The 16,324-nt window shown below is 36.6% G+C and carries 17 protein-coding genes and 1 pseudogene; all 18 read right to left on the reverse strand.

Annotated features, from left to right (window positions below; all coding sequences use genetic code 11):
* Window positions 1-7 precede the first annotated feature (7 nt).
* The gene (locus QLQ22_RS23535) at window positions 8-763 is read right to left on the reverse strand and encodes a glycerophosphodiester phosphodiesterase (protein ID WP_284015683.1); all 756 of its coding nucleotides are present in this window, start codon (window positions 761-763) and stop codon (window positions 8-10) included.
* A gap of 15 nt (window positions 764-778) precedes the next feature.
* Window positions 779-2,026, reverse strand: coding sequence for a CehA/McbA family metallohydrolase (locus QLQ22_RS23540; RefSeq protein ID WP_284015684.1), 1,248 nt, complete (start codon window positions 2,024-2,026; stop codon window positions 779-781).
* Window positions 2,023-2,877, reverse strand: a complete 855-nt coding sequence (locus QLQ22_RS23545) for a carbohydrate ABC transporter permease (RefSeq protein WP_284015685.1) — start codon at window positions 2,875-2,877, stop codon at window positions 2,023-2,025. Before QLQ22_RS23545 ends, QLQ22_RS23540 begins: the two co-directional genes overlap by 4 nt.
* 5 nt (window positions 2,878-2,882) lie before the next feature.
* The gene (locus QLQ22_RS23550) at window positions 2,883-3,800 is read right to left on the reverse strand and encodes a carbohydrate ABC transporter permease (protein WP_284015686.1); all 918 of its coding nucleotides are present in this window, start codon (window positions 3,798-3,800) and stop codon (window positions 2,883-2,885) included.
* Between the two features lie 73 nt (window positions 3,801-3,873).
* The gene (locus QLQ22_RS23555; RefSeq protein WP_284015687.1) at window positions 3,874-5,193 is read right to left on the reverse strand and encodes an extracellular solute-binding protein; all 1,320 of its coding nucleotides are present in this window, start codon (window positions 5,191-5,193) and stop codon (window positions 3,874-3,876) included.
* A gap of 103 nt (window positions 5,194-5,296) precedes the next feature.
* A complete protein-coding gene (locus tag QLQ22_RS23560) occupies window positions 5,297-6,322 on the reverse strand; it encodes a LacI family DNA-binding transcriptional regulator (protein WP_284015688.1) in 1,026 nt (341 codons plus the stop codon).
* 263 nt (window positions 6,323-6,585) lie between these two features.
* Window positions 6,586-6,720, reverse strand: a complete 135-nt coding sequence (locus QLQ22_RS25070; RefSeq protein ID WP_349654966.1) for a hypothetical protein — start codon at window positions 6,718-6,720, stop codon at window positions 6,586-6,588.
* Window positions 6,692-6,820: a hypothetical protein gene (locus tag QLQ22_RS23565; protein ID WP_284015689.1), complete on the reverse strand. Its 129-nt coding sequence runs from the start codon at window positions 6,818-6,820 to the stop codon at window positions 6,692-6,694. Before QLQ22_RS23565 ends, QLQ22_RS25070 begins: the two co-directional genes overlap by 29 nt.
* 60 nt (window positions 6,821-6,880) lie before the next feature.
* On the reverse strand, window positions 6,881-7,990 hold the full coding sequence (locus QLQ22_RS23570) for an alginate lyase family protein (protein ID WP_284015690.1): 1,110 nt from the start codon (window positions 7,988-7,990) through the stop codon (window positions 6,881-6,883).
* 307 nt (window positions 7,991-8,297) lie between these two features.
* Window positions 8,298-8,912 carry a triple tyrosine motif-containing protein gene (locus tag QLQ22_RS23575; RefSeq protein WP_284015691.1) on the reverse strand — a complete coding sequence of 205 codons (615 nt, stop codon included), beginning with the start codon at window positions 8,910-8,912 and terminating at the stop codon, window positions 8,298-8,300.
* A 42-nt stretch (window positions 8,913-8,954) separates the two neighbouring features.
* Window positions 8,955-9,119: pseudogene (locus tag QLQ22_RS25220) on the reverse strand (triple tyrosine motif-containing protein); the annotation flags it as partial.
* Window positions 9,116-10,603, reverse strand: a complete 1,488-nt coding sequence (locus QLQ22_RS23580; protein ID WP_284015692.1) for a triple tyrosine motif-containing protein — start codon at window positions 10,601-10,603, stop codon at window positions 9,116-9,118. The pseudogene QLQ22_RS25220 and the gene QLQ22_RS23580, both read right to left, overlap by 4 nt.
* Before the next feature lie 90 nt (window positions 10,604-10,693).
* Window positions 10,694-11,998 carry a lipid II flippase MurJ gene (locus tag QLQ22_RS23585; protein WP_284015693.1) on the reverse strand — a complete coding sequence of 435 codons (1,305 nt, stop codon included), beginning with the start codon at window positions 11,996-11,998 and terminating at the stop codon, window positions 10,694-10,696.
* Window positions 11,983-13,062, reverse strand: coding sequence for a glycosyltransferase family 4 protein (locus QLQ22_RS23590; protein ID WP_284015694.1), 1,080 nt, complete (start codon window positions 13,060-13,062; stop codon window positions 11,983-11,985). The genes QLQ22_RS23585 and QLQ22_RS23590 overlap by 16 nt, the downstream gene beginning before the upstream one ends.
* Window positions 13,034-14,161 (reverse strand): polysaccharide pyruvyl transferase family protein, encoded by a 1,128-nt coding sequence (locus QLQ22_RS23595; protein WP_284015695.1) that lies wholly within the window; start codon window positions 14,159-14,161, stop codon window positions 13,034-13,036. Before QLQ22_RS23595 ends, QLQ22_RS23590 begins: the two co-directional genes overlap by 29 nt.
* Entirely contained in the window at window positions 14,162-14,701 is a 540-nt protein-coding gene (locus QLQ22_RS23600; protein WP_223438575.1) for a glycosyltransferase, read from the reverse strand. It abuts the gene before it with no gap.
* A complete protein-coding gene (pssD, locus tag QLQ22_RS23605) occupies window positions 14,637-15,077 on the reverse strand; it encodes a PssD/Cps14F family polysaccharide biosynthesis glycosyltransferase (protein WP_223443725.1) in 441 nt (146 codons plus the stop codon). Before pssD ends, QLQ22_RS23600 begins: the two co-directional genes overlap by 65 nt.
* On the reverse strand, window positions 15,064-16,323 hold the full coding sequence (locus QLQ22_RS23610; RefSeq protein WP_284015696.1) for a hypothetical protein: 1,260 nt from the start codon (window positions 16,321-16,323) through the stop codon (window positions 15,064-15,066). Before QLQ22_RS23610 ends, pssD begins: the two co-directional genes overlap by 14 nt.
* Window position 16,324: the final 1 nt, after the last annotated feature.

Raw genomic sequence — 16,324 nt, forward strand, 5'->3', positions numbered from 1 at the left:
GCCTCCTTTATGAATGATGAATCGTTCTTTCTCTTATCATGACGTCAGGCAGATTCGTGTCCATCGCGTCGATTTTCCATTCCTGAAGCGTTTTCCATACACCGATATCGTCGCTCATGCTTCCATGCACATAATAGCGGGCCTGATGAAGCTCTTCTATTAAACTTGGAGATAATTGATTGATCGGCACATTTAATACTTGTGCCTGCAGTTCTTTCAAATAACGGACAGGATCTGCTAGTCGCGAAGAGCAAATGACATTTGTGAGGATGTGCTTGCTGTGCTTCCTAGCTTCAGCTAAGGATGCATGGTTAAAGGACATGAGCTGGATTTGGTCTTCCATTTGATAGCTTCGGATTAAATCTGTGACTCTTTTAGCTAATGGTTCTTTCAGGTGCTCCATCTGCTTCAGTTCGATGCTGAGCACGATTTTCCCCTTCGCCCATGCTAAAACTTCCTCGAGTGCCGGAATCTGTTCATCTGCAAACTCCTCTGAAAACCACGTACCTGCATCTAATTTTTTTAAATCAGATAAAGTGTGTTCACTCACAAATCCTGTTCCATTTGTTGTCCTCTCAAGTGAAAAATCATGGAAGACAACCGCATGCCCGTCACTTGTCAGCTGGACATCAAGCTCAAGCATATCAGCCTGCTGCTCCAGGGCTTTGTTAAAAGACGACATTGTATTCTCCGGACAATACGCAGATGCACCGCGATGAGCGCCAATTAGAGCTCTGTTCTTGCCTTGAAAGATTCTATCCACCTTTTCACCTGCTTCTTATGAAAAATAAATCGGATTGCTGATGACAATTGGAGTGTCGGTTTCCGCGTCCCATAATTCAGCACGCACATATAAGCTGCTGTCTGGAATCTCAATAGTTCTAGACAATGTTCCTGCGGGTTTATGGCTTTTAAAAACGTCCCCTTGATCCGTAATGATTTTCAAAAGACCGCCAGTACTTTCCGGAATATCAATTTTTATAAGTGTCCTTTCATGATTCCTTTTAAAAGTGCCGCCCATCAATGTCTCACCCGTCTGCATTTGAATCCAAGGGGAAGTTGGACGGCCGGCAATACACACTTCGCCAGCTGTTAAAGCTTCTAATAGCTTTCTTGGCGCATGCATATCCGAATATAGCCATGTCGTTGGCGTTCCATATTTAATGGTTTCATGAAGGCGGTGGGTATCGCTTCCACCTATCGCCACGATTTTCTTCCTTTGCTGCAATTGCAGATCCCACCATGTTAAAGCAGCTTGATTCTGTTTGCTCCAAGGGCCATTCCAAATCTCCACTATTTTCACATCGAAATGCTCCAGGCCCCATTCCCATGAGCAAAACGAACAGTGCGGATGGTTGATGGAAATAACGGCGCCGTTTGCCATCCCTTCATCAAGCTTCTCTTGAACATCTTCCTTCGTTGCACAGCGAAAATCGGCAAAGGGCTTGTGCACGCCGTAAAAGTTGCAATGCCCGCGGTTTGTCGTCAGCTCAACTCCCGGAATGACAGCCAGATCTTCAACCAGCGGATACTGATAGTTTTGACTGAACGTATTATGATCCGTTAATGCCACAAAATCTAAATCAGCATGCCTGGCATTTTCGACTACTTCTGCAAGAGTAAAGGCACCATCACTGTGATTGGAATGCAGGTGCAGATCCCCTTTCAACCATCTCTTTTCGCTCATCATAAGAGTGACTAAAACATTGACCTCACACGCCCCAGGAACACGGTAAGCATTCAGGATGACCCCCCACTCGCCGGCAGGAAGCTCGCCTAACGTGTAGCCTGGTGTGGCACGGTCTTCACGGACAAAAATATCCTTGCGGGCACCGCCGCTCCACCCCTTAAAACCATTGGGATCCTCCAAACCCAAGTCAATAATATTTTCATCAGCATGACTGAAAGACAGCTCTACCTTTATTTCTTCAATATCGTCCGGGACAGAGAAAGGCAAAGTGATGTACTCGCCCTGCTGAGAATGTTCAATCCTCTTAGACAGGGTGACTTTGTGAACCCGGCTCACGATTCTTTTCCTCCCGAACCCAGTCCTCCCAGTCCTTGCTCAAATAGAGGCTGAAGAATAAAGTACAAAATAATCATCGGCAAAGCTGCAGTAGTTGCACCCGTCATGATTAACGGCCAATCGATGTTATATTGGCCCTGGAATGCTTTAAGAGCTATCTGTATCGTGTACATTTCCTGCGATCTCGCAATCGTCAATGGCCATAAATACTCGTTCCAGTGACTCAGGAAGCTAAAGATTGCCACTAATGCGATCGCCGGTTTATTTAAAGGCATGATCACTTTCCAATAAATTTGAAACTTTGAGCAGCCGTCAATCGTTGCCTGCTCATCCAATTCTCTTGGTATGGCAAGGAAGTTCTGCCGCATCAGAAAAATGGCAAAGCCTGTGACTGCAAAGGGAAGAATGAGTCCCACATAAGAATCAAGCCATCCATCAGGCCCAGCGAACGGTACATTTTTCATCATGAAAAAGAGCGGAACAACCATTAAGCCAGAAGGAATCATCATTGTCGCAAGCACTAGGAGGAAAAGCTTATCTCTTCCCGGAAATGTCAGTCTTGCAAAGGCAAAAGCCGCCAACGACGCAAATAACACGTTAATAATTGTAGCAAAAGCTGATACGATAAAGCTGTTTAAGAAAGCTCTCGGCAAGTTTGTTTCCTGCCAGATTCTCAGGAAATTTTCCCAATGAAATTCTGTTGGCAAAATTTTAGGCGGCCAAACCATGACATCACCCTGAGACTTCACGGCCGTCATCAGCATCCAAATATATGGACCTAAAAACACGAATAAGACAAACGTCAGCAAAAAATACAGGATGAAGTTTTTCAGGATTTTTGACTTTTTCATCGTATTTAGTCCTTTCCGGATAGCTTTAATTGAAGCCAGGTCACTGCAAGCAAGAATGGGAATAGAACAAGTGACAGTGCAGCTCCATAGCCAACATAGTTAAATTCAAACGACTGCTGCCAAATATGTTTAATGACTACCATCGTGCTGTCCATCGGTCCGCCGTTTGTCAAAATATCTACAACCGCTACGACCTGGAACGATCCAATGACAGACATAACCATGGTGTAAACTAATATATGGGTGATCGATGGCAGTGTAATATGTATAAACTGCTTCCAGGAATTAGCTCCATCAATCCTTGCTGCTTCATATAAAGATTGAGGAACGGCCTGAAGGGCTGCCAAGAAAATCGGGATATTATAAGCTGTGCCTCTCCATGCTCCAATCAGAATCAGAATGATCATCGCTGTAGCCGGCTGCAAAAGCCAGGCCGGCGGTGTTTCGACACCTGCGGCCTTCAGCAAATAGTTAAGGATGCCCAGGTTATTATCAAACACCCACAAAAAGATCATGGCCGTAATTACCTCAGAGGTGATCGTCGGCAGAAAATAAAACACTTTAAAAAATCGTAAGCCTCTAAGCTTTCTATTAAGAAGCACAGCAACGGCAATCGCGCCGCCCAGCCCTAAAAACATGGAACCGGCTGTATAAACGATTGTGTTTCCGAGACTCTTAATGAAAAGCTTGTCTTGAAGCATTTGAGAAAAGTTCTTTAAGCCAGTAAACACAGCGGGATTCGGCAGGCTGTAATCATGAAAGCTCAGCCAAATTAAATAGAGAATAGGCGCTATGGAGAATATAAATAAGAAACTAAGTGCAGGTAAAACAAATAGATAAGACCCGATATAATCTTTTAATTTATGAAACTCTTTTTTCGTTTTTATTTCAGTATTCATTTGAGAAGCCATTTCTGTTTTCATTATCATCACTCCCTTTAAAGGGAAAGGGCATGTCTTCACATACCCTTTCAAAATCAACTCTTTTTAAAAGTATCTATTTAGCTGAATTAACAGCCTTTTCGGCAATTCCCTGTGCCTCGTCAAGCGTTTTTTGCGGATCAGCCCCGTCAAATACAGCACGCAAAGCTTTACCCCATGCATCATTTGCTTCTGGATACGCTTCCAATTTATACGGTACAGCCTTTTGCAGCGTCTCTACATATGGCTTCAATAATGGATCACTGTACATTTCATCTTCATATAAATGTGTTTTCACCGGATGACGGCCTTGCTCTTTCGCTAACCGAATTCCGTATTTGTCCGAAACAAACCATTTCATCAGCTCAAAGGATGCGACTTTGTTTTTGGATCCCTTTGGAACAAACAAGCTGCCTCCTCCCAATACAGAACCATTTCCATCACCAGGAAGCGGAGCTGTTGCAAGGTCTTTATAGGAATCTGGAAACTCATTTTTAATTCTTGCGATATCCCAAGGTCCAGAAATGAAGGAAACGGCTCTTCCTGTTCCAAACATCGCTACAGGATGATCAGTTTGTCTTTCTTGCGGCGGAGGAACAGGAGATGATTTATCCTCCGTTGCTAAGCCTGTATATTTCGCCATGGTTTCAACAATCTTTGGATCATTCAGATTTGCTGTCACCTTGTCCCCATCAAACTTCAGCGTGTTCGTTCCCGCTGCGATGACATTTCCGAAGAAACTCCATCCGCTCGCACTCGTCACGATTCCATACCTGGATCCATCTTTCTTTGTCAGTTTCTTTGAAACATCCACTAGCTCATCAAGCGTTTTAGGCGCTTCTTTGATGCCGTTCTCTTCAAAAACCTTTTTGTTATACAAGTAGATTGTAGTATTTACATCAATCGGCATTCCGTATTTAACACCTTCCCAGGTCGTATCTTCAATACCGCCTGGAACAAATTTATCCTCTTCGCCCCACTCTTCCCACAGATCATCAACCGGTTCAGCAAGACCCTGTGCACCCATTGCAAAGGCATGGGCATGAGCCATATCAGGAACCGCTCCACTAGAAACCGCAAGCTTTACTTTATTGCTCATATCTCCCCATTCAATTCCAACCGTTTTAATTGAAATGTTCGGATAGACTTCCTTAAATTCCTTGATTGCATCTTGAATTGGAGCTGTATTGGCATAGTCAGCTGCCAGCCAAATTTCCAAATCCGTTTTCCCCAATTCTCCAACCTTTTCATTAAACTCCGGCAAGCCGTCTGCCGCTAAATCGCGATCCGGCGCCTTTACAGGTTCCGTTTTCCCGCCGCCCGAGCTGCCCGTGCTCGATTGACAGCCTGATAAAACAAGAAAAACAGCAAGTACTAAAAATATCAGTTTTTTCATCATAATCCCCCTGTTAATCGTTGTTATTTACTGTAAGCCCTTACAATTCAGTATGTAGAATCTTGATAGATTCCTGGTCTCCCCTCCTCTCATGCTTCATCCATTACGCTTCTTGATGCTTCATATCTTGACAAGAATCGCGAATAACCAGCTTTGCAGGGATTGTTCTGATTCTTGGAACAAGCTGTTTGTTCAGCATATTAATCAGAACCTCAGCCGCTTCCTCCCCCAGCTTCTCAGGAAACAGCTCGACACTCGTTAAGTTAGGAGTCGTCTCAAGAGCCAGGGTCTCATTATTGCTCAAAGCAATCAGGGAAACATCTCCCGGAATATCCACTTCCATTTCCCTTGCGGCTCTCATTACCCCAAGTGCAACACGATCCGAATCCGCAATGACCGCTGTATACTTCTTCTCTTTTATCTTTTCTAAAAAAGAGACATACCCATATTCAGATGCGTTTGAAAAGGTCGATTGACCATAATAAACAACATTCCCCTCGTCAAACGGCATATTGTAATTATCATAGGCCTGCATCAGCCCAGCTTTTCTGTCCTCTGCTACCGTCATATGATAAGAAGCATTTAAAAATAAAATCTCGCGATGGCCATTGCCGATTAAATATTCCCCGACCTCTTTCGCCATTTCAATATTGTTATTATCTACACATTTGATATCCATGTCCGTTCTGTCTGGCCGCCCGATCAGGACAAACGGCATGCTGGAATCCCTGTATTGCACAATACGCGCATCATCTTCACGGGGATTTAATAGAATCACACCGTCAACAGGATCCCTTGAAAAGTTCGTTTGGTCGTCTCCTTCATAAATGCGGTCCAAAAGAACCCGGTATCCGTTTTCCGAAGACTTTTTCACAACCCCATTAATCACTTTCGTTTCAAAGCTGCTTAACTCATAATCTTTGACAGTCGGCATCTTAAGACCAATAATCATTGTCTTTTTAATAGCCAGACTTCTCGCCATGTGATTGGGAACATAATTCAATTCCTTTGCAACCCGAATCACACGCTTTGTCACATCCTCACTTATCGGACGCTTCTTGCTGAATACATTCGAAACCGTACTTTTAGATACACCAGCCTGCTTTGCTACATCACCTATTGTGACCATTAAGATCTCCTCTTCCACATTTCGTCGAACCGGTTTCATTAACAGTAAAAAAATAATGAAATATTAAAGAAGTATTTCATGGGTTATTGAAGATACTATTAAAATATATTTCTGTTTATGTAGAATATTCCTCCAGATGAATCGAACCGGTTTCATTAATCTGTTTTCATTATAGTAAATAGTTTTAATTCAGTCAATATTCAGATTAATAAATTTATAGAATGCTAAAACAAGGATTCCTGCATCGGAACCCTTGTCATTTTTCATATATGAGAAACGATTAAATCACATTTACCGCTAATCGAAAAAGCTCCAGTCTCAGCAGGCAAAATAAAATGAGTTCCTTTAGGAATCGGATAGCTTTTTCGATCATGAATAAGCTCGCCATCTCCCTTCAATCACACTGCAAAGAAGAAAAGGCTGATCCTGCGTAAATGACGCTTGTCCATTTACTTCCCACTTGCAGACAGTAAAATACTGCTCTTCTACAAAAGTCATAATGGTTACATCTTTCATCTTTGCTGCGGCTGGCTACAGTTTGAACTTCCACATTTAACTTTAATTTGAAATTATTGGAGGGATTAGTGTAGGGAAATTCCAAGCTAAATGATGTGGTCCCCTGTTAGCTATATATCCTCCTAATATCGGCCTATATTGCGTTATTAAATGATTATAATTTTCTTGAGGGTATATATGTGACATAGCTTCAATTAAACTACCCGGCCAATTGTTGTTTCCTTCCATATTTGGTTTTTCTAGATCCGTTTTAGTATAATACTGCCAATTATTTGGATTTTCAACTGCATTATATAATTTATCGAATGCCGCTTTTATTCTTTTACCTTCTAAACTATTTAAATCAAATAAATTAGTATTTGTTTCGTTATAAATAAGAAATGCTGATTGTGTAAGTGGTGCTAATGCAAAATATGTATATCTCATACTTTTTGCCTTTCGAGCAACTTCTTCCTTCATTTTTCCATTTGCATCAATTTGTGAAACAATTATTTTTTTGGTGTACATAACTTCCTTTTCTAATTTACTTTTATCACCTAAATAACTATAAGTAGTAAGAGAGGCCAAATTACCCCAATTCGCCCAATTATTTGATCTATTTCGGGCGAATTGAATGGTAGGCAAGTATGTAGATTCAACCCATTTTCGGAATTGTGATTGATCCCATTTTTTATAATCATGTAGTAATGTAGCACTATATATAAATCCTATTCCGCTATTTGCAGCTACCAGTGGAGTATCATCTTTAGCTGAGATTTGTTTATTAGTTTTTGACCAATGATTTAATATGTCTATTGCTTTTTCTGCATATATCTCTTGGTCTGTTAACTTCCATGCAAGCCCTAATATATAACTTGCATAAGCATCTTCAGTAATATCTTTTCGGGCTTTTGCATGGCCGCTGTTATCTACATAAGTTGGGGGAATATACAAGTAATCTACTGGATTAGCTTTTCTTTTTAAGTAATTGTTTGCTAGTTCAATAAATTGTATATAGGCTTCGAGTCTTTGTTCATCTTTCTTTATCATCTCTTTCACTTCATGAAACTCTTGTTCACTATAAATTCCATAAGATTCATTCTCTCGGAAAAAAATAGCACTAATCAAAATAATACATATTAAAATGAGAACAAAGAATCGTTTGAAAAACAATTTTCGTGACCTCCTCTCATTCATATAATAATAGATCTTCAGAATATCTGTTTTCATCACGCTATAGCCTTCTTCCAAGGTACCTTTTCATTTTAAATTACCACTTATTTTAAAAATATATATAATTTTTGAATCCTTTTTTCTTTACAATGCATATAAAAGCGCCATTCCAATTGGAATGACGCTTTTATGAGTGTATGATAAAGTATCCATAAAATCACGAGTAGTTAAATCTGTTATGTAGATTATTTCATTCAACTAGACTTTATTCTGTAGAAGATTTTAGATATAAAATCGACCAATTTTTTTACTCAATAATAAAACGTAATTCATTCCTGGATTCATAATAATTTCCTTGGCCCGTTCTGCTCCGATCCTTTGCATGCACGATAATTTTATATGTGCCTGGATTTGTTGGCGTCCATATTGCACTGCTGCCATTTCCGTAATCCTGAATCGTAGTGAGAATTCCTTTTTCATCACGTACCAAAAATCGATAGTCTGGATTGGTTCCACCCTCAGCAGTTGCTGTCAATTTTATGGGATGGCCATGTAATTGTGGAGAAGCTGCATCTGAGTTTATTTGAACTCCAGTTACCTTTATTCCTTCAATCATAAACTTCATTTCAGTTCTAGCTTCATAGTAATTTCCTGAACCAGTTCTGCTTGAATCCTTTGCATGTACGATAATTTTGTATATTCCTGGTTCTGTAGGAGTCCATGATGCATTACTTCCATTGCCATATTCTTGTATTGTGGTGAGAGTTCCTTTTTCATCACGTACCAAAAATCGATAGTCTGGATTGGTTCCACCCTCAGCTGACGCAGTTAATTTTATCGAATTCCCGATGATTTGAGGTGAAACTACATCTGCATTTACATGAACGCCTGTTACTTTTATTCCTTCTACTTTAAAGCTCATATCCGTCCTGGCTTCATAGTAATTTCCTGGACTAGTTCTACTCTTATCCTTTGCATGCACAATAATTTTGTATGTTCCTGGTTCTGTTGGTGTCCAGGTTACATTACTTCCATTGCCATATTCTTGGATTGTCGTAAGAATTCTTTCTTCATCACGTACAAAAAAACGATAATCTGGATTTGTCCCACCTTCTGCAGCTGCCGTCAGTGTTTAATGGAAGAACCAACTTGTTGTGGAGAAGCTGTTACTGTGTTTAATTTAACTCCAGTTACCTTTGAACCTTCCACCTTGAAACTCATATCAGCTCTAGCTTCATAATAATTCTCTGTGCCAGTTCCGCTCTGATCCTTTGCATGAACGATTAGTTTATATGTTCCTGGGATAGTTGGTGTCCACGTTGCTGAATTCATTTCTCCATATTCTTGGATTGTAGTTAAGACCCCTTTTTCGTCTCTTATAAAGAACCGATATTCGGGACGATCGCTTCCTTCTGAATTTGCCGTTAATTTAATAGGTGTTCCTATTTCTTCCGGACCGGTATGATCAACTGATAATGTAACTGAATCTACATGGTCATTTCCACTGTTCACGTAGAAGTCTGCTGTGAAATCCTGTTCATAATGATAATATTTTGTGTTCCCTGCATGATCTGTTAAAGCAATCATATCTATCTTCCACGTACCGCCTTCGGAATTTGCGTTAGTTGGAATGGTCCCATACCATCTTCCTTGTTCATCAACAGAATAAATATTTGCCCCATATGATTGATCCCCTGACGGACTTTCTGCATGAAAAAATACATACTTTACTCCAGAAATATCATCCTTCGGTGTTATATAAATGGTGTTACTTTCCTCGGCTTTTATTTCTACTTTACTTAACTCTACATTTTCTAATGACGGAGCAGATATATCAGCATTTTGGTTAGTTACACTAAAATCAGTCGTAAAATCCTGTCCATAATGATAATATTTGGTATTCCCTGCATGATCTGTTAATGCAATCATATCTATCTTCCAGGTACCGCCTTCGGAATTTGTGTTCGTTGGAATCGTCCCATACCATCTTCCTTGTTCATCAATAGAATAGATATTTGCTCCATATGATTGATTCCCTGACGGACTTTCTGCATGAAAAAACACATACTTTACTCCCGAAATATCATCTTTTGGTGTTATAAAGACTGTGTTGCTTTCTCCTGCATTTATTTCAGCTTTACTTAACTCTACATTTTCTAATGATGGAGCTGACAAATCGGCATTTGGGCTAGTTACGCTAAATTCAGCTGTGAAGTCTTGTCCACTATGATAATATTTGGTGTTTCCAGCATGATCCGTTAATGCAATCATATCTATCTTCCAAGTACCGCCTTCAGCATTCGCATTAATTGGAATTGTCCCGTACCATCTTCCTTGTTCATCAACAGAATAGATATTTGCTCCGTATGATTGATTACCTGACGGACTTTCTGCATGAAAAAACACATACTTTACTCCCGAAATGTCATCGTTCGGTGTTATATAAATGCTGTTACTATCTCCTGCATTTAATTCAGTTGTACCAAGCTCTACTTTTTCCAAGGCCGGCGCTGTCAAATCCTCAACAGCCAAACTATGCGAAGAAATTGTAGTACTTATCAGTACAATCATTGCAAGAATCTTAATTATTGTTCTTACTTGATGCAATTTCATGGTTTCCCCCGTAAAAAACAATTCTATAAAAATATAAATGTATAAGGTAAATAGTTTCTAGCGATTAAACTATTTACCTTATTTATTTTTTTAGCTTTGTTCTGTTTTCAATTTATTCCTCAACAAAACATGAAAAATAATAACCATGATCAAAAGTACACCAATATTAATATAAGGTATTAGTAAAAATGAAGTTGTACTTTTGAAAACATAAAAAACCGCTGTTGAAATAATGACTAGAAAAATTAACGAGACATAATTGACTGCTTTTTGCATTTTAAAACCGTACAGAAATCTAGTTTGTAAAATCATAATAATAGAAAGAGGTATTGTAAAGGCATAAATGCCAAGTGCATCAGATACTATACTAACTGAGCCAAGATCAAATTCCCCTCTCATAAAGACAAGTTTTGTAATTAACTCAGAGTACACAAACATAATAATAGCGACAATGGAAAATAAAACAAATAGGCTAACACAGAGTTTAGAATACAAATTTTTTAAATATGCTAATTTGCCCTCTCTTATTTTCCTTGAGATTAATGGGAAGATCATCGCTCCAATACCTACTAGCATCATACCTTGCGGGATTGATACTAACTTAGTCGAATAATTTACAGCTGAGACTACCCCTTCTTCATAATGGGTTGCATACATTCGTTGAAGTATGTTATTTATTTGTAAAGAAGCCCCGCCAAAAATGATCGGTAATGATATGCCCCAAAACTCTTTTACAGTCATTTCATTTTCTTCTACTTTATTAGGTTTAATATAAACTGGCTCTTTTGTTACAAATGCAGCTTTCATCATTAACAATGATAGCCAACCAATGATTGTACTTAAGGTGAAAGCTAAACTAAATGTAACGTAAATATCCCATTTAAAAAAGTCCAAGGGAACAAGATAGATTAAAATGACAAAAAACACATTTGCGATAATCAACGAAATTTGCGGATATACCGGTTTTGAGATCATATTAAATAAGCTCGTCCTAAGTGATAAAAAGACATAGGCAGGAATAGACCAGTAGATCACTAAAATAGATGGGTGAATGAAGTCTTTATATACGAAATAAATGGTTAAAATCAACAGAAATAAACATATTGAAGCAACTCCAATATGTTTATAAATCGTTTTTAAACCTTTCATAAAACCTGAATTATTATTTTTCGAATTGGCAAATATAATAATGGAAGTTGATAATGCCCCGCCAATTATTAAATAAACATAAGTTGGAATACTTAATAGTAAAGATAGATTATCAGCTATAAGTGTCGTACCAAATTCATTTGCAATGACAAGTTCTCTAACGAAGCCAACAATTTTCCCAAGAAACGACAATATTCCGATCACAATAAAGACAAAATATTTATTTTTTGTTATTTTAGGAAACATTTATATAGCCTCTCTACTTTTGATACTTGTTGAGATATGGTCATACTGCGAGCATATTTCATATTTTCTTTTGTAATTTTATCCATATCTTCACTTTCTACGATTGTTAATCCCTTTTTAATCGCAGAAGAAATATCATTTGCATTTTTAGCTTCAAATAAAATCCCTCTATTTTCTGCTAAGAGTTCTGATAAACCACCGACATTTGAACCAAGAACTAACAGACCGCTTGCCATAGCCTCTAAGGTTACTAGACCAGCACCCTCATTGTGAGAAGGCAAAATTAGCATTTTAGAAGCACTGTAATACTCCTTTAGTTCTCTTTTTTCAATTACTCCTGTAAATTCTACATTCAAATTATATTTATTTATGATTTCCGTACATTTCTCATAAACACTCTTATCATGTAAAGACCCTACTATACAAACATTCAATTGAGGATAATTCTTTAATGCTTCAAATAAATCTATAACACCTTTTGACTTTATAAAATTCCCTACAAACAATATATCGTAATTTTTTGTTTTTTCATTTGGGATGGTAAGGAATGATTCATCAATTCCCATATTAAAAACAACAACTTTTTCTGGATTTACTTCAAACTCTTTGACAATAAGACTCTTTAGATAGTCACTAACACATTGAACGCAATCTGCCCTATTTAAAATATGCTTTGTCATTGATTTATGAAGCTTCGTCCTCTTTGCCATATTGTCAACGTCTCCGCCATGAACTGTGACGATTGTTTTTGAACCAAGAAATTTGAAAAGGTCAATCAATAATGCAGTAGGAAAAACATAATGGAAATGGATAATTTGATATTTTTTAGAAGAGAGGAACACTTTTAATTGCTGAAGGAAAAACGTTAAATATTTTGAAATAACATTTTTTTTGCCTTTCCGATGATTATCAATCACAATCTTATCGATATGAAAACTCTCTTTTAATCTTTTATAATGGTTATAAACAAATGAACCGAACGCAGCATTTTCTTTAGAAGGAAACATATTACTTACTAATAAGACTTCATTATTCTTACTTTTTCTCTTCGATAACTGATTCAAGAATGCTTACACCCTTTGCAAATTTGCTTTGATAGATAGAATTCGCCTTAATGATATTATTTTTATTACTCTCTGATTGATTGATTTCTTCGATAAGTTTATCAACATTTAACTCATCAATTTTAAAGAAATTATTCTCTAATTCCATTTCACCAAAAAAGCCTTCTACTTTATGGTGATAACCGATACCGTAAATAGATGCATTGACTAATAAACCAATGATAAGGGAGTGCAATCTCGTACCTACGACTAAATCTAAATCTTGTGTGAATTCAATCAAAGATTTTGGACTAAGTATTTCTTCATTCAAAATTACATTTTGTTTTTTTGTTTCCTGATAAATTTCATTTGCAAGTCTATGATCATCAGGATACTTTGTGCTATATAAGTAGATTTGATTATTTTTATTTTCAGAAAGGCCGTGAATTAACTTGATAATGTTATTTTTATATTGTTCAAACTTTTCTTTATCATATTCTGGCCAATAATAATCCGCAAAATAGGGTAATACCGTTATCCCAATTTTTTTTACTCCAGCTTCTCTTGATATAGCTAAGTGCTCATTGCCAAAGGCTGGGTCACCGATAATTTCGATTGAACGGTTCCCTGAGATCAGTTCATTCAAGATTTTTTTGGACTTTTCATCCCTTACACTAATTACCTTAGAAGAATTTAAGATGTTTTTTACAATTTTCTTACCCAAAGAAGTTTTTAGGGGACCTGCTCCTACCCCATGCACAATAAGTGTGCCATCTCGTTTAACAATATTTTTCACAATGAACCAATACAAAGGTAAATCTCTTGGATACATATCCATTAGAATACCCCCGCCACCTAAAATAACAATGTCAAACTTTTGTTTTAATTTGAGTATTTCTTTTATAGAAAATATGATATTGACTAATTTAGATTTTTTCTCTTTATAGATCAGACTTTCTTTCACTACACCTTCAACTGTATCTGTATTATCCTTATTATTCGTAAAAACCGTTATTTCAATATCCTTATTAATCGTAAACATTGTATGAATTAATCCTGATAAAATCGCATCATCACCAGCATTACGGTTACCATAATTACCAACAATCGCTATCTTCATTTAACCAATCTCCATATAATTTATTAAATCATCTATAAGATTTTTTTCATTTGTTATCGTTGCGATTTTTAAATCCTTATTTAAAAGTTCAGCATTAAGATCTTCAATTTCATGAATGACAGGAATTTCATATTTCCCATGAAAATAATCTGACATCTCTAATTGATGATCGTCCACATGTTCATTATACTTCTGTCTTCTCGGTACAATAATAATTGGTTTTTTCAAAGTTAACGCTTGATTAATTGAACTGGTGCCTGCATGAGTAATTATAAGATTCGAAGCTTTGATTAACTCATTTAATTCCTCAGCATTTTTAAAATCAAACCAAATTATATCACTATTTTTTGGAGGGGAACTATAACCAGTTTGAATAGTAAACTCATACTTCTTACTATCATCGGCTAAAGTAGATAAATGATTTATTAATCTTTCAAATCCAAATTTCTGAGTACCTAAAAGAACTAATATCTTCTTAATAAAGACCACCTCTGTAAATAGCTTTTTTATATACTTTTTGCATATCTGGCCACTGTACATAAAATCGATCTGCAATGAAATACATTAGTCGACCAGTCAAAGTAGGGGATTTTACCTTCGCAAAACTTTCAATAAAGATAATTTTTGAACCCATAAGTTTCCCAAGGATCATACAAGGAATAACCGCACCTGCACCAGTAGAGATAATATATTTAGGCTTTGTTTTTCTTAATACATGAAAAGAAATTCTTGTGTTTGCAATAATAGTCTTCACAAAATTTTCTTTTCTATTAAACATATTTAAAAAGTACATATCATCCTTTGGCATTATAGAAGGATGCTTTTCAACCAAATAGGCAACATCCTCCTTATTTAAAGCCGCAGCTATTTTATTAACTTGAGTAAAATGTCCACCTGTTGAACTAGCTATCAACACTTTCTTCAACTTTTTCCTCCTTTAATTCCGCAGAAATTAAGCCCAACAATGTAAAAATAATGATAAATTGCGGACTTGAAAAATATATTTGTTCAGCTAAAGATTCTAAGAAAGCATGAATAAAAACAAAGATAAAAATGTAATAGTAGTAACTATTTAATCTTTTTTTAATTTGTTTTCGTTTCTTAAAAATAATTAAAAACACACAACCATAAAGGATGATCCCTAATAATCCTGTTTCTCCAAGTATCGCTGGCCAAAAAGTATCAGTCAGCCACATTGGATTATCTGGGCTTAATCCCCAAACATGATTTAATCCGAATTCATAGTAAACGCTACTATATGGATCAATTGACTGAAATGTTCCGTACGTTCCAAAGCCAGTGCCGAATGGGAAGTAATCTTTTGCTATCACAAACGAAAATAAATATAAAGCCTTTCTCGCTGACTCATCATAGTCAATTTGGATATATCTTTCAATCGTCAATGATAATAAATCGCCAAAGAAAAATAAAAAGGTAGGTGCTACAAATAAAATGACTACTATTATTCCTAATATCTTATTTTTTGATTTAAAAAGTAAATAAGAAATAAGAAACGCTAGTAACATGATTACTTTAAAACGTAACGAAATAATTGCAAACAAGAAAAAGATAATGGATATAATAATATTTTTTTTGTTTTTATTACTTAAAAACTTCGAGAACATAATAATTCCACATAAACTCATAAACCATCCATAGACACCTGGATGTGTCATTAAAGACTGTACACTTACTAAACCGGCCCTAATATCTGCACGATATTCCAGATTTAATAATGCTCTAAATCTTTCATAAAATAAAAAGTCAATCACCGCAAAAAGCATAAGTAAGTATCCAATAACTATCATTGTTTTTAATATTAACTTAATTTTATTTTCATTTTTTCCCGTTAATTCGAAGATTGTTAAATATACAATAAACCCCTTCACTACTAGGAAAGAGCTAATGATAGAATTTATTGTGATTCCGTCTCTTAAAAAACTTGATATAAAACCAATTATTAAAAATGCTATAGCTAGTAAAGATACTATCATTGTATGTTTTGATATGGTTTGAGTCTTAATTAATTTAACCAAAACCAAAAATGCTAAGAAAACAACAATGATCTCATCTGTCATATCAATAATTGGATGTATATTTACAGCTAATAGTTCCTGAAATAATAAGACTACTAAAAGAATTTGAATAACAATTCTGCTCATT

Origin of the sequence: Metabacillus hrfriensis (assembly GCF_030127205.1) — a bacterium.
Lineage (GTDB): Bacteria > Bacillota > Bacilli > Bacillales > Bacillaceae > Bacillus_P > Bacillus_P dongyingensis.